The following is a 26,793-nucleotide window of genomic DNA, read 5'->3' on the forward strand; positions in this document are numbered from 1 at the left end:
TTAAGTTTTGACCTGTCCAAGCAAAAACTTGGCTTTGTCTTTTTTTAAATCATCGATTTTAAAATTTGGATTTTACAATCCGATTTACCTCGCGCGTTCTTATTTGCATGTGTTAAATAAGAATTTTTGAAAATTTATTTTAGAATTTTCAGGGTTGTTTTACTGTTCAATTATCAAGGTTCAAGGTCTTTGTCCGACCTTTGTAACTAACAACTCGTTGTTAGTTTTTACTGACTTGCTGTTTGCATCAGCGATATATATCTTATCACTTTGTTTTCAGCTTGTCAAGAACTTTTTTATTTTATTTTTTGAAGTTTTTCAAAAAATAAAACTTAGAAATCTTTAAGATTTCCTGCTTTCGCATCCAATAAGAAAACTCTTGCTTCCAAGCTTTGTTCTCTCATCGCTTTATGCGACAGCGATTTTTATCTTACAACATCTTTTCGACATTGTCAAGAACTTTTTTTATTTCATTTTGCTTTGAAACAAAACTGAAATAGTTTTTTATTATCTAATCTCTCGATTGCGACAACGTATTAAATGATATCATATACTCAACTTCATGTCAAGAACTTTTTTCTTTTAATTTGATTGAACATATAATAATATAGTCTTTGCTATCTGCACGAGCTCTCACTTTCCAGTCGTCTCCTGTGCGACAGCGAAGACTATATTATCACACCATATATGCTATGTCAAGTTTATTTTGCAATTTATTTTTATTTTTGGTAACAGTTCAGCCACTATTTTTTATTTGCCAGTTATACTTATACATATAATAACTTTTATTTCTCTACTACTGCCTTATACTGCTCATCTGATACAGGTTCACACCACTCATTTGAACAATCTTCCCCAGCTACCTCTACTGCCAGATGTGAGAACCATTCATCATGTGCTGCACCATGCCAATGTTTTACCTCCGGCGGAATATTAACGCAATCGCCCGGTTTCATTTCTATTGCTTCTTTTCCTTCTTCCTGATAATATCCACGTCCTGCAACGCATACAAGTATCTGTCCACCGCCATTCTTCGCATGATGAATATGCCAGTTATTTCTGCATCCCGGCTCAAATGTCACATTAAATATTCCCACCTGCTCTTTTGATACAGGTGCAAGATAGCTTTTTCCTATAAAATATTTTGCAAACGCATCGTTTGGCTCACCGATAGGAAATACCATTGATTTAGCATGTGCTCTCATAGCTTCTTCCTCATATGGCAAATCACCTTCATTTACAGCCCATACTTCTTTTGCCAGATTAAATACAGCCCATGCATTAGGCCATCCTGCGTAAAATGCAGTATGGGTAATTATTGCAGCTATTTCTTTTTGTGTCACTCCATGAGCTTTTGCATTTTCAAGATGGAATTTAAGTGATGAATCAGTAATCCCCTGTGACATCAATGCTACAACTGTTATAATACTTCTTGTCTTAACATCTATATCTGTATTGTTCCAATTTTCACCGAAAAGAATATCATCATTAAAATGTGCAAATTGAGGTGCAAATTCTCCAAGTGCATTTCTGCCCGCTGTCTGTACAATTTTAGCCATAGTAAATATCCTCCTATATTGTTTTAAACAATTATATTGTCTTTAACCAGTTCTCTATTTCCTGCTTGTTTGCGTTATTAAGTAATTTTCCTTCAACTATATCAGCATTAGGCGCAGACGGTTTAAGTTCACTTACCGTATTTCCAAATCCACTTCCACCTGATGTTGCAAATAAAGTAATCTTTTTGCCTGAAAAATCATATACCTCTAAAAATGTGTTTATAATAGTAGGCGCAACATACCACCAAATCGGAAAACCAAGTATAATTTCATCATAGTCTGACATTTCTATATCTTTTGTAATAATCTCAGGTCTGAACTTTTTATCTTTCATTTCCACACTGCTTCTTGAATTTTTATCCATCCAGTTTAAGTCAGCCTTTGTATATGCCTGTTTAGGCTTAATCTCATAAAGTTCATATCCTGAAACCTCTGAAATCATCTCAGCGACTTTTTTTGTCACACCACTCGCACTAAAATATGCAACTAATTTTTTTGCCATTAATCACACCTCCTAAATTTTAATATAATCTCTAAGTTTTCTGCTTTATAGATATTTAACTTCTATAAAACAAATGCACAGAATATTTTCTTAATATACCCTGTGCATCTATTATATTATTTTTTATTTTTGTATGTCTAATACTTATATTACATTATTTTCTATGCTTAAAAAGCATATATGTATATTTTTGACAAGTTGCTGCGCATAATACAAATAGTCAACTTATTTCCGATCATATCATTTTTCAAAAGCATTTATTTCTTCAATAAACTTATTGACTGCTCTTGAATAAGGAATGTTTCTGCGCCATGCCAGCACTGTACTCGAATTTATCTCGGGATAAAGTTTCTTTTGTACAAGCAGTTCCCTGCTCCAATATCTTGCTGCTCCCTCTATCGATACCGGATAGCCAAGTCCATGCAATGCCATAACACCCGCATTTGTTCCGAGATTGCTTGTAAATGCCACATGAAGTTTGTCTACATCTTTCCCAAACCAGTTTGCAAGTTCACTCTGAACACCTGCACGCTCCGGCAAAATAAGAGGAACATCCAGCAAATCGTTTTTTGTTATGTATTCTTTTTTGGCAAGCTCATCACCCGGTCTTACTCCCACTACCCAATGGTCACTGTCCTGAATACGAATATATTCCAAACCTTCTGTATTAATCGGCTCCATAAATAATCCTATATCTACCAGCCCTTTATTCATCATCTCCTGTATAATGTCCGCCGTGCCCGTATGTATCGCAATCTGAACCATAGGATACTTTTTCCTATACCTCCCGCATATCTCAGCCATCGTCTCAACAGCCGCAAATTCACCACACCCAATGGTTATTTTGCCCTCTACCACATCATTGCTGCCTTTGAATTCATCTATTATCTTATCTTCAAGGTCTATTATCTCCAAAGCTCGCCTTTTAAGCAGGATTCCCTCATCTGTAAGGGTAATAGTGCGCCCGCCCCTGTCAAAAAGAACCGTCCCCAATTCACCTTCAAGAGCTGCAAGCTGTCTTGAAAGCGTAGGCTGTGTTATATGCAGTTGTGCAGCAGCTCTTGTAAAGCTCTGTTCTTTAGCCACTGTCAAAAAATAATGTAATACTCTTAAATCCATACGCGCTTACCTTTATTCATTGTTTTGTTTTTCATTCACTTTACATAATGATAATAAATATCTCACATATGTTTTCTCGTATCTTTTCACATATAACTTTATACTTATATTTTAATATAAATATTATTAACAACATTATTTTCATTGTTTTATTCAATTATAAACAGCTAAAAAGAACTATTTACTTTTTTGCTATATCTCCCTTTTATATACTCAAATCCATATACAAACAATATAATCAAAGATATCCACTGTGCTGTTGATACTCCCCCATATATTCCCCTTATTTTATCTCCACGCAAAAATTCATCAGCAAAACGAATAACAGCATATATTACAAGATAAATTCTTAATAAATCTATGTCCCTATTTTTTTTGCTCAATATAAAAAGCACGATAAAAAGAATAAACTCTGCCATTGATTCTATAATCTGTACAGGTATCCTGGCAAATTCTATCGTACCAATAACTATCGGTGTAGATAATTTTTTTCCATAACAACAACCTGCCAAAAAACAGCCTATTCTTCCAAATGCATGAAATAATGGCATTGCTGGAACTGATATTTCAAATACCTTTTTTCTCATATCTGCATCATTTCTTGTCAAAAACATCAACGTAAATATAACGCCAAACAATCCTCCATAAAACACAAAGCCACTCTGCGGAATAAGTAATATCATATTTTCTATCGAAAAATGTTTTATCAGCCATGGTATCTGTGTTATTGCAAAAAGGACTTTGCTTCCGACTACTCCACCTATCATACACAATAAAAACATTTTAATAAAATCAGTAAAAAGTATTTCATATTTATCAATGCGCGAAAATATAAAACACACTGCAAAGAAACCGCCAATCAATGCCATAACCATATATGACGGTAATATTATATGAATATATGGATACATATTAATCTACTCCCATTAAATATTCTAATTCGTATATGGTATCTATATTTGTTCTATTATCGCCGCTACATCCAATACCAACACAACCATTAGAACAGCCTATACTAATTTCTTTTATATTACTTTCGTCTTTTGTATGTCCAAAAACCATTACAGTGTGTTTTTCATTATTATTTTTACTTTTCACACAAGCACTATAACAACTCTTTTTAGTTTGGCTGCAACCTATACATCCAAAACAACCACCACCGTAATATCTTACATCACACGCTTTCATACTCATATAATTATCCGCCTTTTTGTCATCTTTACTTGATATACATTTTATAGACTGCGCCCAAAGAGGAAAATTACAGCCCCTTCCCGATGTCAAAATTCCACCACAACCTGGAATTGATATTCCAGAAATCTTTTCTTCATTACTGCATTTTATTTTTTCACATGAATTTCCGCCACAACCAAAACAGCCACCACAGCCTGTCAGACAAAACATTGCCATCAATGTCACAAACATTAATGTAATAATAAAAAGTTGCTCAATTTTTGATTTTTCATTTAATTTTTTCATCTTTAACTCCTCAATCATACATAATTACATTTTAAGATATATCAATTATACTTATTCTGTCTGAATAAGTCTTATGCTGTCAGCATAAAAGCGCAAAAAAGCTGACAGCCAATCAATTATCACTGGCTGTCAGCTTTTTTATATTATATTAGATGATGATTTTAAATTTTAATCGTCTAATTCAGTTGTTGTTGAAAATACAAGTTCTCCGTCATTGTCTGACTGGAGCATTGAGCCTGTTTCATCTTCCGCAGGCTCTGCCTCTCTCTCAACCGGCTTAGCTTTTTCTTTTGCCTTTTCTTTGGCTTCCTGCTCTGCCTCTTCCTGTTTGGCTCTGTTGCGTTCCTCAATCATTTTCTCTGCTGACTCATCGCAATCAAGCTTAACTTCACGGTAGCACTTCATTCCTGTTCCTGCAGGTATAAGTTTACCAAGGATAACATTTTCTTTAAGTCCAACGAGTGGGTCAATCTTACCCTTGATAGCGGCATCTGTAAGAACCTTAGTTGTCTCCTGGAATGATGCTGCTGAGAGGAATGAGTTTGTTGCAAGTGATGCTTTTGTAATACCAAGCATACACTGCTGTCCTGTAGGAGCTTCTTTTCCTTCTTCTGTAAGTCTCTCAACTTCATCCTCAAATTCAAGTGCATCTACCATTACACCCGGTAAGAATTCAGAATCTCCTGCTGTCTCGATACGAATCTTCTTGAGCATCTGACGAACGATAACCTCGATATGCTTATCGTTGATTTCAACACCCTGAAGACGATAAACTCTCTGTACTTCACGAATCATGTAATCCTGAACGGCACGAACACCCTTTATTGCAAGGATGTCATGTGGGTTTACACTACCTTCTGTAAGTTCATCACCTGCTTCGAGAATTTCACCTTCTGTTACTTTTATACGAGAACCGTAAGGTATAAGATATGCTCTCTCATCCTTCAATTCATCATTTGTTATTACAACTTCACGTTTTTTCTTTGTATCACGGATAGAAACTCTACCGCCAATCTCTGCAATAATTGCAAGTCCCTTTGGCTTACGAGCCTCGAAAAGCTCCTCGACACGAGGAAGACCCTGTGTGATATCATCTCCGGCTACACCACCACTATGGAAAGTACGCATAGTAAGCTGTGTACCAGGCTCACCGATTGACTGTGCTGCTATGATACCTACTGCTTCACCTACCTGAACAGGCTCACCTGTTGCAAGGTTGGCACCGTAACACTTAGCACAAACACCGACATGTGATTTACATGTAAGTATTGTACGGATTTTAACTTTTGCTTTTGCTCTGTTTTCAGCAATTTCTTTACGCTGGCATACAAGTGCTGCACGCTTTGGTGTAATCATATGGTTTGCTTTTACAATAAGCTCTCCATCATCACTGTATATATCTTCGCAGGCAAAACGTCCTGTAATTCTCTCCTGAAGTTCCTCGATTACATCTTTTCCGTCTGTAACCGCTGAAATCTCCATACCGGAAATTTCTTTTCTGTTTGTACAGCAGTCGATTTCACGGATAATAAGATCCTGTGATACATCGACAAGACGACGTGTAAGGTATCCTGAATCGGCTGTACGAAGGGCTGTATCTGACATACCTTTTCTGGCACCATGTGCAGAAATGAAGTACTCCAATACGTCAAGTCCTTCACGGAAGTTTGACTTGATAGGAAGTTCGATAGTACGTCCTGATGTATCCGCCATAAGTCCACGCATACCGGCAAGCTGTTTAATCTGCTTATCAGAACCACGGGCTCCGGAATCCGCCATCATGAAGATATTGTTGTATGCATCAAGTCCTGTAAGAAGGGCTTTTGTAATCTCATCATCGGCCTGCTGCCAAACTTTAATAACACCTTTATATCTCTCTTCCTCAGTAAGGAAACCACGGCGATATTTACGTGCTATCTGCTCTACTGTCTTTTCAGCCTCGGCAAGGATTGTCTTTTTCTCTTCCGGCACTGTCATGTCAGAAATAGAAACTGTCATTGCTGCACGAGTTGAATATTTATAACCAATTGCCTTAATGGCATCCATTGTCTCTGCCGTACCTGTTGCACCGTGTGCATTGATACATTTTTCAAGAATCTGTTTAAGCTGTTTCTTTCCTACATGGAAATCAACTTCAAGTTTAAGGAAGTTTGCAGGGTCACTTCTGTCTACAAATCCCATATCCTGCGGAAGAATTTCGTTAAAAATAAATCTTCCAAGTGTTGAACAGATAATTCTTGACTCTGTTTCTCCCTGAGCATTTATGCCTGTTCTGCGGACATTTATTCTCTCATGGAGACAGATTTCATGATTTTCGTAAGCTGTAATAGCTTCCTCTATAGATTTGTAAAATCTATAATATCTCTCCGGATGCTTATCTGCATCAGGATCATCTATATCTGCCGGCTTTGTTCTTGAAAGTTCCGGACGCTCCTGTGTAAGATAATAGATACCAAGTACCATATCCTGTGAAGGAACGGCTACCACACCACCGTCTGAAGGTTTCAGAAGGTTGTTTGGTGATAAAAGAAGGAAGCGGCACTCTGCCTGTGCTTCAACAGAAAGTGGAAGATGAACAGCCATCTGGTCACCGTCGAAATCGGCGTTGAACGCTGTACAAACGAGTGGATGAAGCTTAATAGCTTTACCCTCGACAAGTATAGGCTCAAATGCCTGAATACCAAGTCTGTGAAGTGTAGGGGCACGGTTAAGCATAACAGGATGCTCACGAATTACTTCTTCAAGTACATCCCAAACCTCTGTCTGAAGTTTCTCAACCATCTTCTTAGCCTGTTTGATGTTGTGTGCTGTTCCGTTGGCAACAAGTTCTTTCATAACGAATGGTTTGAAGAGCTCGATAGCCATCTCTTTTGGAAGACCACACTGATAAATCTTAAGTTCAGGTCCTACTACGATAACTGAACGTCCTGAATAGTCAACACGCTTACCGAGAAGGTTCTGACGGAAACGTCCCTGCTTACCTTTAAGCATATCTGAAAGGGATTTGAGCGGTCTGTTTCCAGGTCCTGTAACAGGACGTCCACGACGACCGTTGTCTATAAGAGCATCTACTGCTTCCTGAAGCATTCTCTTCTCGTTTCTTACGATAATATCAGGTGCTCCAAGTTCAAGAAGTCTCTTAAGACGGTTATTTCTATTTATAATACGACGATAAAGGTCGTTCATATCAGATGTTGCAAAACGTCCACCATCAAGCTGTACCATAGGACGAAGATCCGGTGGGATAACAGGAATAACCGTAAGAATCATCCACTCCGGTTTGTTTCCTGACTCTCTGAATGACTCGATAACTTCAAGTCTCTTGATGATACGTGCACGTTTCTGACCTGATGCGTTTTCAAGTTCCGCTTTAAGTGTTACGGACTCTTCCTCGAGGTCAATGTTCATGAGAAGTTCCATAATGGACTCTGCACCCATTCCTGCACGGAATGCATTACCGTATTTTGCTTTTGCTTCCTGATATTCAGCTTCCGATAAAATCTGTTTCTGCTGAATTCCTATATCAGGAGCTGTCTCAAGTACGATATATGACGCAAAATACAATACTCTCTCGAGGTTCTTTGGTGATACGTCAAGGATAAGTCCCATACGGCTTGGGATACCCTTGAAATACCAGATGTGTGACACAGGAGCTGCAAGTTCAATGTGTCCCATACGCTCACGACGAACGCTTGACTTTGTAACTTCAACACCACACTTATCACAAACTACACCCTTATAACGGATTTTCTTGTACTTACCACAATGACACTCCCAGTCCTTGCTAGGTCCAAAAATCTTTTCACAGAAAAGACCATCTTTTTCCGGTTTTAAGGTTCTATAATTTATTGTCTCAGGCTTCTTAACTTCACCACGCGACCACTCTCTGATCTTTTCAGGTGAAGCAAGACCAATCTTAATAGCATCATAAGTGATGTGCTTTTCTGCTTTATTAGTCTCTGACATAGTAACCTCCTTAGTCATCAAATACTGAATCTGTATCAACCATAGTTGCACCAAATGCATCTTCAAGTTCATCAGGAGTTCCCTCGATATAACCTGCTGATGCGTATGACTCACCATTGTCAAATGCGTCATATGTTTCATCATCATCAGTAAGTGATTTGATTGAATCATTTTCAGATTCGTCAACATCCTCACCAAGTTTTACTTCGTTGCCGTCCTCATCAAGTACAGTAACATCGAGAGCAAGTGCCTGTAATTCTTTAAGGAGAACCTTAAATGACTCAGGTATACCAGGCTCTGAAATATTGTCACCCTTAATGATAGCTTCGTAAGTCTTAACACGACCGATAACATCATCGGATTTAACAGTAAGAATTTCCTGAAGTGTATGTGCTGCTCCATATGCCTCGAGTGCCCAAACCTCCATCTCACCGAAACGCTGTCCACCGAACTGGGCTTTACCACCAAGTGGCTGCTGTGTTACTAATGAGTAAGGACCTGTTGAACGTGCATGAATCTTATCATCAACAAGATGATGGAGTTTGAGATAGTGCATGAAACCGATTGTAACAGCACCGTCAAAATACTCACCTGTACGACCATCACGAAGTCGAACTTTTCCGTCTCTGTTGATTGGAACACCTCTCCACTGAGCACGATATGCTTCATTTTCAACAAGATACTCCATAACATCAGGTGAAAGAATATCTTTATATTTATCCTCAAAAGGAACAATTTCCTTTAAGCGTGCAACCTCATTCTCGTCACCGTTTTCCTCTGCCTTTGCAAGCTGCTCGGCAAGTTCTTTCTGGTTAAGCGGTGTATTTGCATAATCATTTGCAAGTTCAAGAGTATCCATAATGTCTTTCTCGTTTGCACCGTCAAATACAGGTGTTGATACATTGAAGCCGAGAACTTTCGCTGCAAGACTTAAATGAATTTCGAGGACCTGACCGATATTCATTCGAGAAGGCACACCCAATGGATTAAGCACGATGTCAAGAGGACGGCCATTTGGAAGGAATGGCATATCTTCAACAGGGAGTACTCTTGAAACGACACCCTTGTTACCATGACGACCGGCCATCTTATCTCCAACCTGAATCTTACGTTTCTGTGCAATATATATGCGAACTGACTGATTTACTCCCGGTGGAAGTTCATCGCCGTTTTCTCTTGTAAATACTTTGGCATCAACGATAATACCGAACTCTCCATGAGGAACTTTAAGTGAAGTATCTCTTACCTCACGAGCCTTTTCTCCGAAGATTGCACGAAGAAGTCTTTCCTCTGCTGTAAGCTCTGTCTCTCCCTTAGGAGTAACTTTACCTACAAGGATATCTCCGGCACGAACCTCTGCACCAATACGGATAATTCCACGCTCATCAAGATTTTTAAGTGCATCATCACCTACACCCGGAACATCACGCGTAATTTCCTCGGCACCAAGCTTAGTATCTCTTGCTTCTGCCTCATACTCATTTATATGAACTGATGTGTATACATCTTCTTTTACAAGTCTTTCACTAAGAAGAACGGCATCCTCGTAATTGTAACCTTCCCATGTCATGAAACCGATAAGAGGGTTCTTACCGAGTGCTATCTCACCACCACATGTTGAAGGTCCGTCTGCGATAACCTGTCCTTTCTTAATCTCATCACCTTTTCTTACGATAGGCTTCTGATTCATGCTTGTTCCCTGATTGCTTCGCTGGAACTTAGAAAGTTTATATCTGTGGACATTTCCTGTTGCCGGTTTAATAATAACCTCATTTGATGCTGAACGCTCAACGATACCATCTTCCTCTGCTACAACACAGTTTCCTGAATCGACAGCAGCTTTCATTTCCATACCAGTACCAACTGCAGGTGCTTCAGTTATGAGAAGCGGAACTGCCTGACGCTGCATGTTTGAACCCATCAACGCTCTGTTGGCATCATCGTTCTGAAGGAACGGAATCATGGCTGTGGCTACTGAGAATACCATCTTAGGAGATACGTCCATAAGATCTATCTTACTCTTTGCAAACTCTGATGTTTCCTCACGGAAACGACCTGAAACATTGTTTCTTACAAAATGTCCATCCTCATCAAGCTGTTCGTTAGCCTGTGCAACTATATATTTGTCTTCTTCGTCAGCCGAGAGATATACAACCTCATCAGTTACGATAGGATTTGCCGGGTCAGTCTTGTCGAGTTTACGATAAGGTGCCTCGATAAATCCATATTCATTTATTCTCGCATAAGATGCAAGCGAGTTGATAAGACCGATATTTGGTCCTTCAGGTGTCTCTACAGGACACATACGGCCATAATGTGTATAATGTACATCTCGAACCTCGAATCCGGCTCTGTCTCGTGAAAGACCACCAGGTCCTAAGGCTGATAATCTTCTCTTGTGAGTAAGCTCACTAAGAGGATTGTTCTGATCCATGAACTGCGACAACTGCGAACTTCCAAAGAACTCCTTAACTGCAGCAGTTACAGGTTTGATATTTATAAGTGACTGTGCAGTAATGCTGTTGATGTCCTGTGTTGACATTCTCTCACGCACAACTCTTTCCATTCTTGAAAGTCCGATACGGTACTGGTTCTGTAAAAGCTCACCAACCGCACGAATACGACGATTTCCCAAGTGGTCGATATCGTCATCTGTTCCTACGCCATACTCAAGATGCATGTTGTAGTTGATAGAAGCAAAAATATCTTCTTTTGTGATATGCTTAGGAACAAGTTCAGCAATATTAAATCTGATAAGTTCCTTGATTTCTTCTATATCATCATTCTCGTCAAGAATCTGCTTTAAGAGTGGATAATAAACACTCTCATGTACTTCAACTTCAGCCGGGTCAACGTCCGGAAGATATGCTTTAAGGTCAACCATAAGGTTTGAAAGCACCTTTGTGACTTTCTCTTCTTTTTCAACCATTACATAAGGAACTGCTGCGTTCTGAAGTTCAGTTGCAAGTTCTTCTGTGATAGTTGTGCCGGCTTCATATACTTCGCCTGTTGCAGGGCTTACAGCATCCTCTGCAAGCTTGCAGCCTGTAATACGATTCTTAAAATGAAGTTTCTTATTAAACTTATATCTTCCTACCTTTGCAAGATCATATCTCTTAGGGTCAAAGAACATACCGTTTAATAAGTTTTCAGCACTGTCTACTGACAATGGCTCGCCCGGACGGAGTTTCTTATATAATTCAAGAAGACCATCCTGATAATTCTCTGTAGTATCTTTTTCAATACTTGCAAGAATCTTTGGCTCATCACCGAAAAGTTCTTTAATCTGCTCATTACTTCCAAGACCCATAGCTCTAAGGAATACAGTGATAGGAACTTTTCTGTTTCTATCTACACGAACATAAAATACATCATTGGAGTCAGTCTCGTATTCCAGCCATGCACCACGATTTGGAATTACAGTTGATGAATAAAGTTCCTTACCGAATTTATCATGTCCGATTGCATAATAAATACCCGGTGAACGAACCAACTGGCTAACTATAACTCGTTCAGCACCATTGATTACAAAGGTACCTGTCGCAGTCATCAAAGGAAGATCTCCCATAAAGATCTCATGCTCTTTAATTTCTTCTGTTTCCTTATTGTGTAACCTTACTTTCACCTTCAAAGGTGCTGCGTATGTTGCATCCCTTTCCTTACACTGATCGATGTCATACTTTGTCTCATCCCTGCATAAAACAAAATCTACAAATTCGAGACTGAGATGACCACCAAAATCAGAGATAGGCGAAATATCTCGGAAAACTTCTTTTAGTCCTTCGTCCAAGAACCACTGATAAGAATTAGTCTGTACCTCAATGAGATTTGGCATCTCCAGCACTTCCTGCTGTTTGGCATAACTCATTCTAACACCGTTACCTACTTTTACTGGGCGTATCCTGTTTTTCTCCATCGATGTTCACTCCTTAATTTTTTAGAGTATTTTGCAGTCTGACTATTTTTTTCATTAAGGACTTTTCTTTTTTAACGAACTGTGATATAATAAATAAGAAAAGTATAGTCAGCCACAATAGTGCATTTTTCATGTTAGCATTAAAGGACTGACTTGTCAAGAAATATTTTGAATTTTTGTTAAAATATGTATTTTATCAGAAGTATTGTTATTTGACAATACTTTTTTTATTTTTCATTCTCTGAATGTGAGTGTTATTGTAACTCCTTTTCCCACACTTCCCCTTATCGCCACGGCTCCGCCATGCCTCTGCATCACTTTTTTTACTATGGCAAGTCCTACTCCGCTGCCCTCAAACTCACTGCTACTGTGCAGTCTCTGAAACACATTAAAAAGTTTATCTGAATACTCTTCATCAAAGCCCGCACCATTGTCCGTTACCGAAATGCGCTTAAAAGGTTTGTCATATTCCATAGAGACACTTATAACCGCCGTATTACATTTCCTTGTATACTTTAAAGCATTACTAAGTATATTTTTTACAACCATGCGAATGAGGACCTCGTCTCCCGATATGGTTCCAAGCTCCCCATGAAAATAATTTATTTTTCTGTCTTTTTCCAATTTTTCAAGTTCTTCATACTCTGTGTCAAATATCTCATCCATATCAAGCTGCTGCATGTTCATTTTCGCATTGCACATTCTCGAAAACTCAAGCAGCCTTTTTATCATTGTATCAAGTTCACCGGCTTTTGTTGAAATCATATCTGATATTTTTATAACTTCTTCCTTGTTTTCATTTATAATCTCATCGTTAAGCGCATCTATCAGCATTCCTATAACCTGTAACGGCGAACGAAGGTCATGAGATACCGCACTGCAAAACATATTCAATTCTTCATTTGCATTTGTAAGCATTTTATTTTGTTGGTGTATTTTCAAATGAACCTGTACCCTCGCCAGATATTCTTCTCTTATATAAGGTTTGCAAATATAATCACTGCACCCCGCCTCAAAGCCTTTGCGTATAACTTCCGGGCTTTTTTCCGTTGTTAAAAATATAACTGGAATCTCCTTTGTATCCGGATTATTCTTTATTTTCCCACAAACCGTTATTCCGTCTATGTCTTCCATTTTTATATCAAGAACTATTAAATCAGGTTTTCTGGTTTCAAGAAAATTGAGTGCCCTTTTTCCGGATGTTGCAACATACACACGGTATCCGGCACTTTTTAATATTTCTCCTGCAAATCTTATCTGATCAGGCTGATCATCTACTATCAATATTTCTGCCACCCTCATAAAACTCTCCATATCTGAGTGCTTTGCCGCCACTCACTTTTAGCTTGTCATCATTTTCTGAACTTCTTCTTTCTCTGCATCTGCAGTCCTGTTTTTGTAAATTATCTCTCCCTTTTCCATAACATACAGATACGATGTATTTTCCATGACAAAGTCAAGATACTGTTCCACAAGCAAAACAGTTATGTGTTTCCACTCGTTTACTTTTTTTATCGCAACTCCTATGTCATGAATTATTGAAGGCTGTATTCCTTCTGTAGGTTCGTCAAGTATAAGTATTTTAGGTTCTGCTGCCAGTGCTCTCGCAATCGCAAGCTGCTGTTGCTGGCCTCCTGACAAATCGCCGCCTTTTCTTTTCGCAAATTCAGGAATTATTGGGAAAAGTTCATATATGTAATCAGAAATTTTTCCTTTTCCGCCTAACGGCTGTAATCCCATCTCAAGATTTTCCTGAACCGTCATATACGGAAATATATCCCTACCCTGTGGAACATATCCGATTCCCTTTTTTACCCTTTCATACGTCGGCATCTTTATAATATCATTTCCATCAAATATAATACTTCCACCGGTAGTTTTTATCAATCCCATAATACTTTTAAGCGTTGTACTTTTTCCAACACCGTTACGTCCTATCAATCCTACAATCTCCCCATCAGGAACAGATAATGAAAGCTCATTGAGCACACAGCTCTCTCCATAATAAGAATTTATATTCTGAATTTCTAACATACAACACCTCACATTTCCGGCTCGCCGCCTCTTCCAAGATACACCGACTGTACCGTCTTGTCGGCAAGTACACTGTCTATGTCACCCTCCATAAGCACTTTTCCTTCATGTAAAACAGTGACCACATCCGCCGTCTGCTTTACAAACTCCATATCATGCTCGATAACTATTACGGTGCAGTCTTTTTTTATTTCTTTAAGTATTTCCCCTGTCTTAAATGTTTCGGGTTTTCCCATTCCTGCTGCCGGTTCATCCAGCATAATTATCTCCGGTTTCTGCACAAGCTGCATACCTATCTCAAGCCACTGTTTCTGTCCATGTGCAAGAGCACCCGCACGAAGCTTTGCAGAGTCCTTAAGTCCTATTCTCTCAAGGATTTCATATATCCATTCCATCTCAGCTTTCGAGGGCTTACAAAAAATACAATCCCATATTCCCTTGTGTCCCTTTAAAGACAGTATCATGTTTTCTTCTACAGTCAGATTTACAAAAACTGACGGAACCTGAAACTTTCTTCCTACACCCGCATGTACAATTTTATATTCCTTCATTTTTGTGAGTTTCATGCTGTCACCATTTTTCGGATAAAAAATCACACTTCCCTGTGTAGGTCTTGTTTTTGCACAAATTATATCAAGCAGAGTTGTTTTACCTGCTCCATTTGGTCCGATAAAAAAATGAATACTGTTTCTTTTTACATTTGCATTGACATCTGTAAGTGCATAAAATCCATCAAAACATACTGAAATATTTTTTATTACTAATGCATTATCATTTACCATAATATTCCCCATTTCTGTGCGTATTTTCCGATTTCAATTAGTTTGTACCTGTCACTTTTTCACCCTTTTTCTTCAACAGTGCAGGTATGTGTTCTCTGATAACACCGACAATTCCGCCTTTAAAGAATATAATAGTAAGACAGAATATAGCTCCTATAATGTACTGCCATATCTCAACAAGACTTCCTGAGCTTAAATTGTATTCACAAAGATTTATCAAAAATGCTCCTATAACAGCTCCTATGATTGACGCTCTTCCGCCTACCGCAACCCAGATAACCATCGTGATTGAATATGCAATTGTCATCTGCGACGGTGTGATACTTCCGTTAAAATTAACAAATACAGCTCCTGCAATTCCTGCAAATACAGCAGACACAACATATATAAATGTCTTAAATTTGCTTACTTTGTAACCTGAAAAATAAGTTCTGTTTTCACCGTCACGAATTGCTATAAGAATTTTTCCAAACTTACTGTTTACAAGATATTTTGAAATTACATATATAACAACGAGTATAGCTACAGCCAGATAAAACAACATCTGCATATTATCTGCGTTTGCTTTTCCTTTAATGCTTCCAAAAATTGATTTTATTTCTGTTATTCCGACATTTCCATTTGTATATGGTGATAAAGCAATGAACATTGAATATGCCGCCCATGTTATCGCCTGCGATATAATCGAAAAATATACGCCCTTAACACGGCTTTTAAAAATAAAATATCCTATTATTCCGGCAACCACACCCGGCACAACTATTACAAGCACCAAAGACATTCCCAAAGGCTTACACATCTGCCATATAAGCGGAAGTTTTTTAAGACCCCCTACATGCATGAAGTCTGTAATATTTCCTCCCGTTTCCTGAAGTTTAAGATACATTGCCATGACATATGCACCAAGCCCGAAGTACAAACCGTGTCCGAGGCTTAGAATGCCTGTGTAGCCCCATATAAGGTCAAGGCCTATTGCAACGATTGAAAAAGCAATACATTTTCCAAGGAATAACACTGTCGAAGTATTCTGGATTATTCCTGCTCCGGATAAAATAGGAGTTAATGCCAATGCAATTACAATCAATATAAAACAAAGATTATCACCATGTTTTGTTATAATTTTCATACAAACCTCCTATTCATCCAATCCTCTGCTTTTTACAACGAAAAATCCCTGCGGTCTTTTCTGTAAAAATACGATAACAACAAGTAATACAATCGCCTTAGCTATTGTTGCTGATGTATATTTTTCAGTAAATATACTGCAAAATCCTATTACTGATGAGCCGAGTACGGTTCCTGCCAGTTTTCCTACTCCGCCAAGAACAATTGCCATAAATGAATTTACGATATAACTCTGACCTACTGTCGAATCGATGGAACCAAGAAGTGCAACCGAACATCCGGCTATACCGGCAAGTCCCGAACCGATACTGAAAGTAATTGTGTCCACTCTTTTTGAATTGATTCCCATGCACTGTGCCATAGGTCTGTTCTGCATTACTGCACGCATCTTTTTTCCAAATCCTGAACGATACATTATAAAATAAATAATCAGCAGGCAGACAAGAACCATTGTGATAATAAATATACGATTGTAAGAAAATGTACATCCTCCGATTTTTAAGCCGCCCTCCAAAAATGCCGGAACGTTTACGTTTACACCCTGTGTTCCGAATATGCTTCTCGCAGCCTGCTGCAAGATGAGACTTATTCCATATGTCGCAAGGAGACTGTCAATTTCACGACCATACAATCTTGATACTATAAGACGCTCCATTATGCTGCCAAGCAAAAATGTCACGCCAAATGCTGCCGGAATTGAAATTATATAATATATTCCCTGCATGGATGCCGGAACAATCCCGGCAACCACATTCTGAACAACATATGTTGTATACGCACCTATCATCACAAATTCACCATGCGCCATATTTATTATTTTCATCTGTCCAAATGTGATTGCCAGTCCTAAGGATGTCAATAAAATTATGGAACTGAGACTTAAACCGTTAAATAATGTAGTAATAAACTGCTCCATATTTTAACCCCCTGATTGTTTTTTCTTTTACTCTAAAGGCTGAATACCTGCTTTTACTGCCCAGTCATATGATTTCAAATATGGGTCCGGTTTTACAGGTTTGTCAGTTGCATAAATCTCGTTGATAAGACCTTTTTCATCCACTTCACCGATTCTGACAGGTTTTGTAAGATGCTGGTTGTCTCCGTCAATAGTTACTGTTCCCTCAGGAGCATCAAAGCTTATTTCTCCTGTATGTATTGCGTCAAGTACATCATCCACCTCAAAACTGTTTGCTTTCTCACAAGCTGCCTTCCAGAGATAAACTGCGTCATATCCTGCTTCTGCCGGGTCAGATGTCACTCTGTCCTCACCGTATTTCTTCTTGTAATTTGCAACAAACTCTTTATTTTTCTCTGTGTCTGTTGTCTGATAATAATTCCATGAAACCATGTGTCCCTTTAAGATGTCAGCACCAATTGTTGCAACTTCTTCTTCTGCAATTGAAAATGACATTGTCGGATAATCTTTGCTTGTATAATTCTTTTCTGACATCTGTTTGAAGAATGAGACATTTCCTGTACCGTTCAATGTATTGATAATAATATCAGGCTTTGCAGACTCAATTTTTGCAATTATTGAAGCAAAATCCGTCTGCTCCATGTCAGCATATTCCTCGCCGACAACCTTGCCACCTGCTGCCTTAACCTGAGCTTCGATTATCATGTTTGCTGTTCTTGGGAATACATAATCTGAACCCATAAGGAAGAATTTCTTATATCCCTTTTTGATAAGATACTCGATAGCCGGTACTATCTGCTGGTTTGGTGCAGCACCGCAATATACTATGTTGCTTGATGATTCCATTCCTTCATACTGAACCGGATACCAGAGAAGATTATCATAGTCTTCAAAGACAGATTTTACTGCTTTTCTTGAAGATGAAGTCCAGCAGCCAAATACTGTCGCAACGCCTTCACTGTCAACAAGTTTTTCTGCCTTTGTCGCAAATGTTGACGGTTCTGATGCACCATCTTCTTCTACATATTTAATCTTTTTGCCAAGTACACCGCCTGACGCATTGATTTCTTCTATAGCCATAACTTCTGCATCCCTAACCGACTTTTCACTGATTGCCATTGAGCCTGTAAGTGAATGTAAAATTCCTACTTTTACAGTGTCCGAATCTGAACCGCTGTCTGAAGATTTGCTTCCTCCGCAGCCTGTAGCACTCAAAATCAATGTTGCTCCTGTTAACACCGCTATTACTCTTTTCATTATTTTCTTCTTCATAGTCTGTCCTCCATTTCTGTACTGCTTTTCAGTTGTTTCCAATAAATCAAAAAAGAAGCCATATTTATTGATAAATATTGACTCCTTTGTCATTGTTTTAATGCACATATCATTTTAATTTAAGTACATCCTCTCCATATTTAATTTTCAGATAATCGATTATTACCTCGACACATCTTTCTCTTCCTATACGATAACTGTTTAATGTCATATCGTAAAGAACCGGATTTGTCCAATCCTCACCGCCTGAATAATACTTATAATAATCTGCACGATACCTGTCAGTCTGATAAATCATTTTGTTTGCTTCATCCTCTGTGACATCAAGCAAATCTACAACACTCTTTACGCAGGCTTTTCTCGGTGCTTCAATGTAAACACTGACTACATTTCCATAATCTTTCAAGATATGATTTGCACATTTTCCAATAATAATACATGATTGCCTGTTGGCAACATTCTTAATTATCTGTGCCTGGTAATTAAAAAGATTTACATCTGAGACAAATCCCTCCTCAGACGGCCCCACTATACTTGCGGAAGGTATTCCCGAAAGTTTTCTAAGAAAGCTGCTGCCTCTTAGTCTCTCATCCACTTCAACAAATTTGTTTTTATTTATTCCGCTTAGTTCAGATGCCATTTTCAAAATCTGGTCATCATAACACGGAATCCCCAAACGTTTTGAAAGTTCACGACCAATAACTCGTCCGCCGCTTCCATAACCTCTCGCAATTGTTATCACAAAATTTTTCACCTTTTACACCTCCTCATACTCTCAAAAACCTGTTTACCTTTGCCTTGCATATATACTAGCACAGGCTATAAATGAGCAAAACATGAAAAACAAGGTATTTTCCATAAAAAAGAAGTTATACTCCATATTTTTTAGGCGTAACTCCCATTGTCTCCGTAAAAATTCTGCTGAAATAATCGGGTGTCGAATATCCAAGTCTCTCACTCAGTTCATAAACTTTAATATTAGAATTGCATAAAAGATAACCTGCATACTCCATTTTTGTAATAGTCTGGATTTGTTTAAATGTAATATTGAACTTATTTTTGCACATCTTTCCGAAATAATCTTTGCTAAGTTCCATATACTCTGCCACATCTTCCATTGTTTTATTTTCAGTAACATATTTCATGATATATTCTAAAACCCTGCCAAGAAATATTTCATCTTCAATCTCTCCGCCATCAGCTACAATATGCTGTTTTATTTTTTCGAGCATGTCACTTTTCTGCGAATCTCCCTCAAACTGTTTTTTTGCACGCACAAGTGCATCCCCAAGTTCTTTTTCTTTCAACGGTTTCACAATAAAATCTGCCGCTCCGTATATCATTGCCTGTCTTGCATATTCAAACTCATCATATGAACTTAATATTATGGTATATATGTCAATTTTTTTCTCTGACATTTTTTTTAGAAGACCGATTCCATCAAGTACAGGCATTCTTATGTCTGTAACAACCATGTCAAACTCATCATTTTCAAGCATTTCCAATGCCTCTTTTCCATTTGATGCTATTTTTCTTATGCAAAAATCATTTTCACTCCATATTTTCATTTTCTTATAAACATAATGAAGTGCCATATCATCCTCTACCAATAAAATTTTATACATGTCAAGCCTCCAAAATTTCATTCATTTTTTCAAAATCATATTGCAACGCAGCATCCTGCAAATTCAAAAACTTATCCCTGTCCATATTTTTTGCAAACAATGTTTCATATTTCAAAAACATATCAACAGCCTGCATGTCATATTCACTGCTCATTTTTTTTATGTATGTTACAAGATTGTCAAAATCAATTTTTTCATTATTTTCTTCATCAGGCTGTTTATATTCTTTTATGTATTGCTCAAGTTCAAATCTTGTTTTTTTCCACAAAGCATCAAATTTTTCAAAATCAACCTGTTTTCCCGTTTTTAACTTCTGCTCTATATCAACAAGTTCTTCATACATTAAAGTCATGCACAAATTTCCTGTCATCCCTTTAAGGTCATGTATTATTCCTCTCGCATTTCCATAATTCCCATTTGATATATGTATTCTCATATAATCAACATTTTTGCTCTGTTTTTTCACAAAACTGTCTGCAAGTTCCCATAGTAATTTGCTGTTGTTATTCATATTTTTTAAACACTCGCTGACATTAAAATATAAAGAATTATTTTTACTGTTATTTTCATTTTCAACCGTTTCTTCATTCTTTAGATTTATTCCCGCATATTTTTCAATTACCTTTCTCATATCATACGGTTTAAAAGGCTTGATAACGTATTCCTGCATTCCCGATTTTTTTATTTTCTCGAAAACATCCTGTGCGGCATCGGCTGTCAGTGCAATAATGGCGGTATTATCACATATATGATTTTTCCTAATAAATTCTGCCACCTCATAACCATCCATTTCCGGCATTCTAAGGTCAAGCAGTATCAAATCCACTCCCTGTTTTTCAACAAATCTTACAGCAGATTTTCCCGAATCAGCCGTATAAACAGTAAGCCCAAAACTCTCAAGAATTTCCTTCTCAACAGCAAGATTTATTTCCGAATCATCTACAAGCAGTACATTAAATTTAAGTTCTTCCTCAATATCATTTTCTCTATCTGTATGCAAATCATTATTTTTCTTCTCTTCTTTTGAAATCTTCGCCGGTACACGAAAATAAAATCTTGAGCCCTCGCCTTTCTTTGATTCGAGATTGAGTGTCTGAGTATTTCCACTGTACAATTCAATCAATTGTTTTGATATTGCAAGTCCCAGTCCTGTTCCTCCATACTTCCTGTTTATTGACACATCATCCTGTACAAACGGTTCAAAAATTTCTTTCTTTTTCTCATCAGAAATTCCTATTCCGGTGTCTCTTACTTCATAATAGAGCACACAACTGTCATCGTTCCAATCCTCTACCCTCTGTTCTATTGTAACTGAACCTTTCTCGGTAAATTTAACTGCATTTCCTACTAAATTCATCAATATCTGATGAAGTCTTGCCGAATCCCCCACAACCATTTCAGGTATATCCTGTTTTATATCTATGTTTAATTTTATGTTTTTACGGCTCGCTTCATTTTCCATAACGACATAAACACGCTTCAAAAGTTCAATCGGAGAAAATGAGATTTCCTCAAATTCTATTTTTTCATTTTCTATTTTAGAAAAATCCAAAACTCCGTTTATCAGTTCAAGCAAATCTTCTGATGCAACCAATATACTGTTGCAATATTTTTCCTGCTTTGAGGAAAGCGTTCCTTTTCTCAGCAAATATATGTACCCAATAATAGCATTTAGCGGCGTTCTAAGTTCATGACTCATCCTTGCCATAAATTCACTCTTTGCCTTATTTGCTTCTATTGCCTCCTCTTTTGCTTTTTTCATTTCCGTCCATGCATCATGACTTTTTTTCATTTCCAATGCCAAAACATTTGCCATCCTGTTATATATTCTTCCAAATTCTCTAAGCTCCAGCGCCCCTTTAGGACGTATTCTCAATATCAGGTTTTCAGACAGAGTATTCAATTCGTTATCTTTTGTGTTTTTTTCTCTGTTTTTAAGCTGATTTGTGTAACTGTTAAGCGGCTTCACATAGTTTTTATATAATATTGTAAGAATAAATGCCACAAGCACGCCCGCTGCAATAAGACAGCCAACCAATACCACAAGCGCATTTCTGCACCCTTTTACCGCCGCTTTCACTTCATCATCCAGCCGGTGATTTAACCTCTTATTAAACAATTCAATCGGAGACATAATTCTTGATTTTATAACATCATAATTTTGATTGTACAACAGCTCTACAGCCATTTTTCTTTTTTCCTGACTGTTTAAATTCTCATATTTCTGTGGAATCTGATATTTAAGCACATATCTTATATATTCCCTTAACCTCCTATGGCTGCAAAAATCTTTTTCTGTTTTATTCTCCGCTTCAAGTACAAGCCGCATTGAACACGCTTCTGTTTTTATAAGCTCATCCGAATATTTTTTTGCACTTTTTAAATTTCTCTTTTCCTTTTTCTGTAAGTCCGCTTCTTTCAACTGCCCGATAACTTTATCTCTGGTTCTGCTTACCCTTACCTCGTACCAGTAATTATATAGATGAGATATATCCCCTGTCACGGCATATTTTCTTGCCTCATTCGTCAGAAAATCCGAAGTCTCTGCAAGATCATTACTCAACTTTGTAAATTTATATCTGTTATTTTGTGCCATAGATTCATTCTGTGTACATTCATTCATATATCTATAGCCGCAAATCACAATAGCACATACTGTTATAAACAATGTAACCGATACAATCATTATTTTTCTGTTGTCCCATACTCTCAAATATCTCATTTGTTTTTCCTTCCAGACAAATTCTAAATATAATTTATAATCATCAATTTTTAATTTGTTATCAGTAATTTTTAATTTGTGATTAGTACTTGTTTAAACATAATACTGCAACAAAAAAGAGACAAAGAAGCTTTTGTAAAATCAGACTTCTTTGTCTCTTTTATTTTTATATTTATGATATAAGGTTCAAAAAATATTTTAACATTTATATCATGTTTATTTGTATATTTTTGAAGCAATATTCTTTACTTTCACCGGTCCGAACTCTCTGCTGTCCTTGCTGTCTGCCCTGTTGTCACCCATGACGAAATACTCATCCTCTTCAAGTTTTATCGGTTTTTCGGCTACACCCGCATAGCCCATTTTATCTTTACGGTAATTTTCTTTGAGAATTTTTCCATTTATATAGATATCCTCACCTTTAACCTGAATTGTCTCACCCGGCAATGCAATTATTCTTTTTATATAATACTCATCTTTAGAACTCTGTGCCAATTTCTTATTTTTTGACATTGCTATCAACTGGTTTACAAGTCTCTGCGTATATTCAACAATATCCTCTTTGTGCTTATGACCATACGGATATATCGTCACTACATCAAAGCGTTTGGGCTTTTGGAAATTATATATAATCTTATTTGCTATAATATTTTCGCCGTCATAGAAATTATCATCCATTGAATGACCGTCTACCACCGTACGCTGTGCCGCATAAGTATTTACCACATAAGAACCTGTAAGTGATATTGCAATAAGCAGTATCAATGAAATCGCTGTTTTCAGTAAAACTTTCATAATCTTCTTCATAATATTTCCCACCTTCTGTTTTATTATAAAAATCAATACAATTAAAAAATCATAAGCATAATATCACGTTTTGCTTCATCGCATCTTATCATAACATTCTTATAATATAATGTAAAGAAATCAACGCTCATCCATTATTTTTTACGCATTATCACATTCAGCCATTTCTCACTGTCTCTGCCTGCTCTCACATCTGATGTTATCCATTGTTCTTCTGTTTCTATTCCATGTATGTTCTTAATAAATTTTCCAAAAGCCTCCTCTGTCATATCATTAAAATATCTTCCGTTTCGCTCTCCTGAAAAATTTCCATATTTAAACGATGCATATATAATTCCGTTTGCTTTCAATGCAGCAGCCATTTTATTCATAACATTTTCAAGCTCATCCGATGTCAGGTGAAGTATTGATGAACACGCCCATATTCCATCATATTTTTCCTTTGCGCTAAGTTCGGTAAACATCATATTTTTTACTGTAATCCCTGTATATTCACTCGCACGCCTGCAAAGTTCTTTAGAACCGTCAACTGCATCAACCTTGTACCCATGTTCCAAGAAATATTTTGTATCTCTTCCCGAACCGCACCCAAAATCCAGAATAAAATCACCTTTTCCCAATTTATCCGCAAATCTTTTCTGTGTCGCTTCAAAGTCCACCTGCAAGGTGCTCGCCACAAATTTATCTGCATTTAAATTATAATAATCAAGAGTATTTTTAACATTATTTTTCTCTTTCACACAGTCAAAATGAAAGCTTTCGAGAATTTCGTTTGAAGCCGTTCTGTCAATTATCTGTTTTATAAGAGTTTCCAGTTTAGAATTTTTAGTATAATCTGCCGGTACAAAATATTTTATTCTGTTTTCTTCAAGCATATTAAATACTTTTGTTTTGTCTTTCGTTTTTTCATCATACACTCCGATGGAATGACCACCGTTTATATTTACAAGTTTCATACATGGAATGTCTGTCTCACTGTCACCGATATAAACCATATTGCGAAAAGGTACCCTGTACTCATTTGGTTTAAAATAATCATTTACTCTTGAATCATTTACATCAAGTATTCCTTTTTCTATTCTAAATAAAAACTGAGTCTTGTTCGTATAATTGACGACCTGCGCCGGCCATACGGCAACACCGCTTTTGTCAAAATAAAATGAGCTTGCATATATTTTTTTGAATTTACCGGCAACTTTTGTACCCTCAATCATTTCTTTTAAACCTGAAGATATTATGTAATGTTCAACAGTTACACCTTTCTTTTCACCATACTCATTTATTCTGTCAAACCATGTTGCAACACCCGGGAACAGCTTTACTTTCGCACCGTCACTATGTAATGTCTCTTTTGTAAAAAGAACCTTTCCTCTTGACTTTTCTGCCATAAGAAACATATATGCAAGATTTCTGTCCATCTCGTTTTCTTCCGAAAGTTCATTTGACTCTCTCCAAAAATCATCAACTTCGTAATCTATTGACTGAATATATCCCTGTGCCTGCATATCATCAGGTGATAATGTTTTATCAAAATCGTAGCATATCGCTAAAACCGGATATTCTGTTTCATTCTCCTTTGTCATAAACAATTCTCCTTCTCTGATTTTATACCCAACTTTATTTCAAATACTCCCCTAACATCGCAAACACCAATTTTTTTATTTTCTCCGCAACCCCCAAACAAATATCCCGATTCATCCCTGCCTGCACACCGACATTTACAAGTTCTTTCATTCCGGGATTGCGTCCATTCCCGTCAACCATTGTTGTATGCTCTCCATAATATGTGTTGCTAAATGTCAGATCATAAGCAGGACTTAATCTCCAACTATCATTTATATCATCATATAAAAATGTAAAATTTTTGGAATGATCATCTCTATTATGTGCAAATACATTAAAGCACATACGACGATACATGTTTTCAATGTCTTCTTTATTATCATTAGTTATTATTTTTGTAAGCTTCATAAGACTATGATAATCAAGACTCGGCTGTTCAAAGTCTATTTCAAGCAATGCCGCCGCTGTCACCATATGAATATGCCTTGTTTTTCCATTTATCTGCTGCCTGTCAAATCGTTTTGTTCCAAAATATCCCTTACATTTTGATGATTCAAATAATTTTGTTTCGCTCATTTCAATTCCACATTTTTTTGCACAGATAGAATAATCGTACTCCATTTTTCCTGATTCTTTTTTATCAACATGTGCAGGAAATTTTATAATCCAATATGAATCATCTATTTTCGTCATAATCTTAGGTCTTGCTCCACCACTTGTTCCACCAAGTCGATACAACTCGTCAAGTTTTTCTGAATACTCTGTATTTAAAATTTTCCGGCACTGGCTTTCCAGTTCATCAAGATCATCTGTTTTACTGTCTATTGTCATTTCTAATTGTGGTTCATAAGTTAGCGCGCCCATTCCCGAACTACCTACAATTGCTAATCTGTCAAGCAATGTATATTCATACACTTCCTTTCCTCTTTGTTTCAAAAGCTGTTTTTCTGTTAGAAATCTCAGCTATTGTTCCAACCAGTCTTTCATCATATAAAACATTTATTTTTTTATTTCCTCTCATTTATAACCTCCTCAATATTTCTATATGGCACCTGTGTAAATGCATTTCTCAGTTCATCAGCAATTCCAAGTGCCATAGAAATCTTTGTGAGATTTATCAACGAAATCTGTCCCTTTGTTTCAAATCTTTTTATAGATCCATAACTTACATTACTCATCGTCGCAAGCTTCTGTTGAGAAATTGACCTGCGTTTTCTAATATTTCTTACTCTTTCTGCAAGCTTCATATCAAGTTCCTCTGCCGTTTCCCAAACAAGACCTTCCATAATAATCTTCCCCCAAAAACAAATATAGATAATATATTATGCAAAATCGCTTATTTTATCCACTTTTAGATAATATATTATCTATTATAACACTGTCAAGCGGATATTCGCAATCCGCTT

20 protein-coding genes and 1 pseudogene are annotated in these 26,793 nt (G+C 37.1%); all 21 read right to left on the reverse strand.

Translation table 11 applies throughout. From position 1 onward, the window contains the following. Positions 1–785 precede the first annotated feature (785 nt). Positions 786–1,559, reverse strand: a complete 774-nt coding sequence (locus tag ACZLXV_RS00005) for a carboxymuconolactone decarboxylase family protein (RefSeq protein WP_022223538.1) — start codon at positions 1,557–1,559, stop codon at positions 786–788. Between the two features lie 31 nt (positions 1,560–1,590). Next, positions 1,591–2,061 carry a flavodoxin gene (locus ACZLXV_RS00010; protein WP_022223537.1) on the reverse strand — a complete coding sequence of 157 codons (471 nt, stop codon included), beginning with the start codon at positions 2,059–2,061 and terminating at the stop codon, positions 1,591–1,593. 240 nt (positions 2,062–2,301) lie between these two features. Then, complete coding sequence (locus ACZLXV_RS00015; protein ID WP_022223536.1) at positions 2,302–3,180, reverse strand: LysR family transcriptional regulator; 879 nt, start codon at positions 3,178–3,180, stop codon at positions 2,302–2,304. Positions 3,181–3,347: 167 nt separating this feature from the next. After that, positions 3,348–4,091: a prolipoprotein diacylglyceryl transferase gene (locus ACZLXV_RS00020; protein WP_022223535.1), complete on the reverse strand. Its 744-nt coding sequence runs from the start codon at positions 4,089–4,091 to the stop codon at positions 3,348–3,350. A gap of 1 nt (position 4,092) precedes the next feature. Then, on the reverse strand, positions 4,093–4,659 hold the full coding sequence (locus tag ACZLXV_RS00025; protein ID WP_482382100.1) for a hypothetical protein: 567 nt from the start codon (positions 4,657–4,659) through the stop codon (positions 4,093–4,095). A gap of 168 nt (positions 4,660–4,827) precedes the next feature. Beyond that, positions 4,828–8,625 (reverse strand): DNA-directed RNA polymerase subunit beta', encoded by a 3,798-nt coding sequence (gene rpoC / locus ACZLXV_RS00030; protein ID WP_482382101.1) that lies wholly within the window; start codon positions 8,623–8,625, stop codon positions 4,828–4,830. A 10-nt stretch (positions 8,626–8,635) separates the two neighbouring features. Beyond that, complete coding sequence (gene rpoB / locus ACZLXV_RS00035) at positions 8,636–12,541, reverse strand: DNA-directed RNA polymerase subunit beta (RefSeq protein ID WP_022225423.1); 3,906 nt, start codon at positions 12,539–12,541, stop codon at positions 8,636–8,638. Between the two features lie 234 nt (positions 12,542–12,775). Next, complete coding sequence (locus ACZLXV_RS00040; protein WP_482382102.1) at positions 12,776–13,843, reverse strand: response regulator; 1,068 nt, start codon at positions 13,841–13,843, stop codon at positions 12,776–12,778. Positions 13,844–13,882: 39 nt separating this feature from the next. Further along, entirely contained in the window at positions 13,883–14,575 is a 693-nt protein-coding gene (gene urtE, locus ACZLXV_RS00045) for an urea ABC transporter ATP-binding subunit UrtE (protein WP_482382103.1), read from the reverse strand. A gap of 8 nt (positions 14,576–14,583) precedes the next feature. Then, a complete protein-coding gene (gene urtD / locus ACZLXV_RS00050; RefSeq protein WP_482382104.1) occupies positions 14,584–15,357 on the reverse strand; it encodes an urea ABC transporter ATP-binding protein UrtD in 774 nt (257 codons plus the stop codon). Positions 15,358–15,394: 37 nt separating this feature from the next. Further along, positions 15,395–16,483 (reverse strand): urea ABC transporter permease subunit UrtC, encoded by a 1,089-nt coding sequence (gene urtC, locus ACZLXV_RS00055; protein WP_022225427.1) that lies wholly within the window; start codon positions 16,481–16,483, stop codon positions 15,395–15,397. Positions 16,484–16,492: 9 nt separating this feature from the next. Beyond that, on the reverse strand, positions 16,493–17,398 hold the full coding sequence (gene urtB, locus ACZLXV_RS00060) for an urea ABC transporter permease subunit UrtB (RefSeq protein WP_022225428.1): 906 nt from the start codon (positions 17,396–17,398) through the stop codon (positions 16,493–16,495). A gap of 27 nt (positions 17,399–17,425) precedes the next feature. After that, entirely contained in the window at positions 17,426–18,670 is a 1,245-nt protein-coding gene (urtA, locus tag ACZLXV_RS00065) for an urea ABC transporter substrate-binding protein (protein ID WP_022225429.1), read from the reverse strand. A 109-nt stretch (positions 18,671–18,779) separates the two neighbouring features. Further along, on the reverse strand, positions 18,780–19,424 hold the full coding sequence (locus ACZLXV_RS00070) for a cytidylate kinase-like family protein (RefSeq protein WP_367336477.1): 645 nt from the start codon (positions 19,422–19,424) through the stop codon (positions 18,780–18,782). A gap of 115 nt (positions 19,425–19,539) precedes the next feature. Beyond that, positions 19,540–20,295, reverse strand: a complete 756-nt coding sequence (locus ACZLXV_RS00075) for a response regulator transcription factor (protein WP_482382105.1) — start codon at positions 20,293–20,295, stop codon at positions 19,540–19,542. Between the two features lies 1 nt (position 20,296). After that, entirely contained in the window at positions 20,297–23,017 is a 2,721-nt protein-coding gene (locus tag ACZLXV_RS00080) for a response regulator (RefSeq protein WP_022225433.1), read from the reverse strand. 216 nt (positions 23,018–23,233) lie between these two features. Beyond that, positions 23,234–23,824, reverse strand: coding sequence for a signal peptidase I (gene lepB / locus ACZLXV_RS00085; RefSeq protein WP_022225434.1), 591 nt, complete (start codon positions 23,822–23,824; stop codon positions 23,234–23,236). A gap of 134 nt (positions 23,825–23,958) precedes the next feature. Beyond that, the gene (locus ACZLXV_RS00090; protein WP_482382215.1) at positions 23,959–24,591 is read right to left on the reverse strand and encodes a class I SAM-dependent methyltransferase; all 633 of its coding nucleotides are present in this window, start codon (positions 24,589–24,591) and stop codon (positions 23,959–23,961) included. A gap of 195 nt (positions 24,592–24,786) precedes the next feature. Further along, positions 24,787–25,407, reverse strand: a pseudogene (locus ACZLXV_RS00095) (HAD family hydrolase); the annotation flags it as partial. 34 nt (positions 25,408–25,441) lie between these two features. Beyond that, complete coding sequence (locus tag ACZLXV_RS00100; RefSeq protein WP_022225436.1) at positions 25,442–26,302, reverse strand: type II toxin-antitoxin system HipA family toxin; 861 nt, start codon at positions 26,300–26,302, stop codon at positions 25,442–25,444. Between the two features lie 92 nt (positions 26,303–26,394). Further along, on the reverse strand, positions 26,395–26,673 hold the full coding sequence (locus tag ACZLXV_RS00105; protein ID WP_022225438.1) for a helix-turn-helix domain-containing protein: 279 nt from the start codon (positions 26,671–26,673) through the stop codon (positions 26,395–26,397). Between the last annotated feature and the right edge of the window lie 120 nt (positions 26,674–26,793).

The organism is Butyribacter sp. (genome assembly GCF_056818865.1).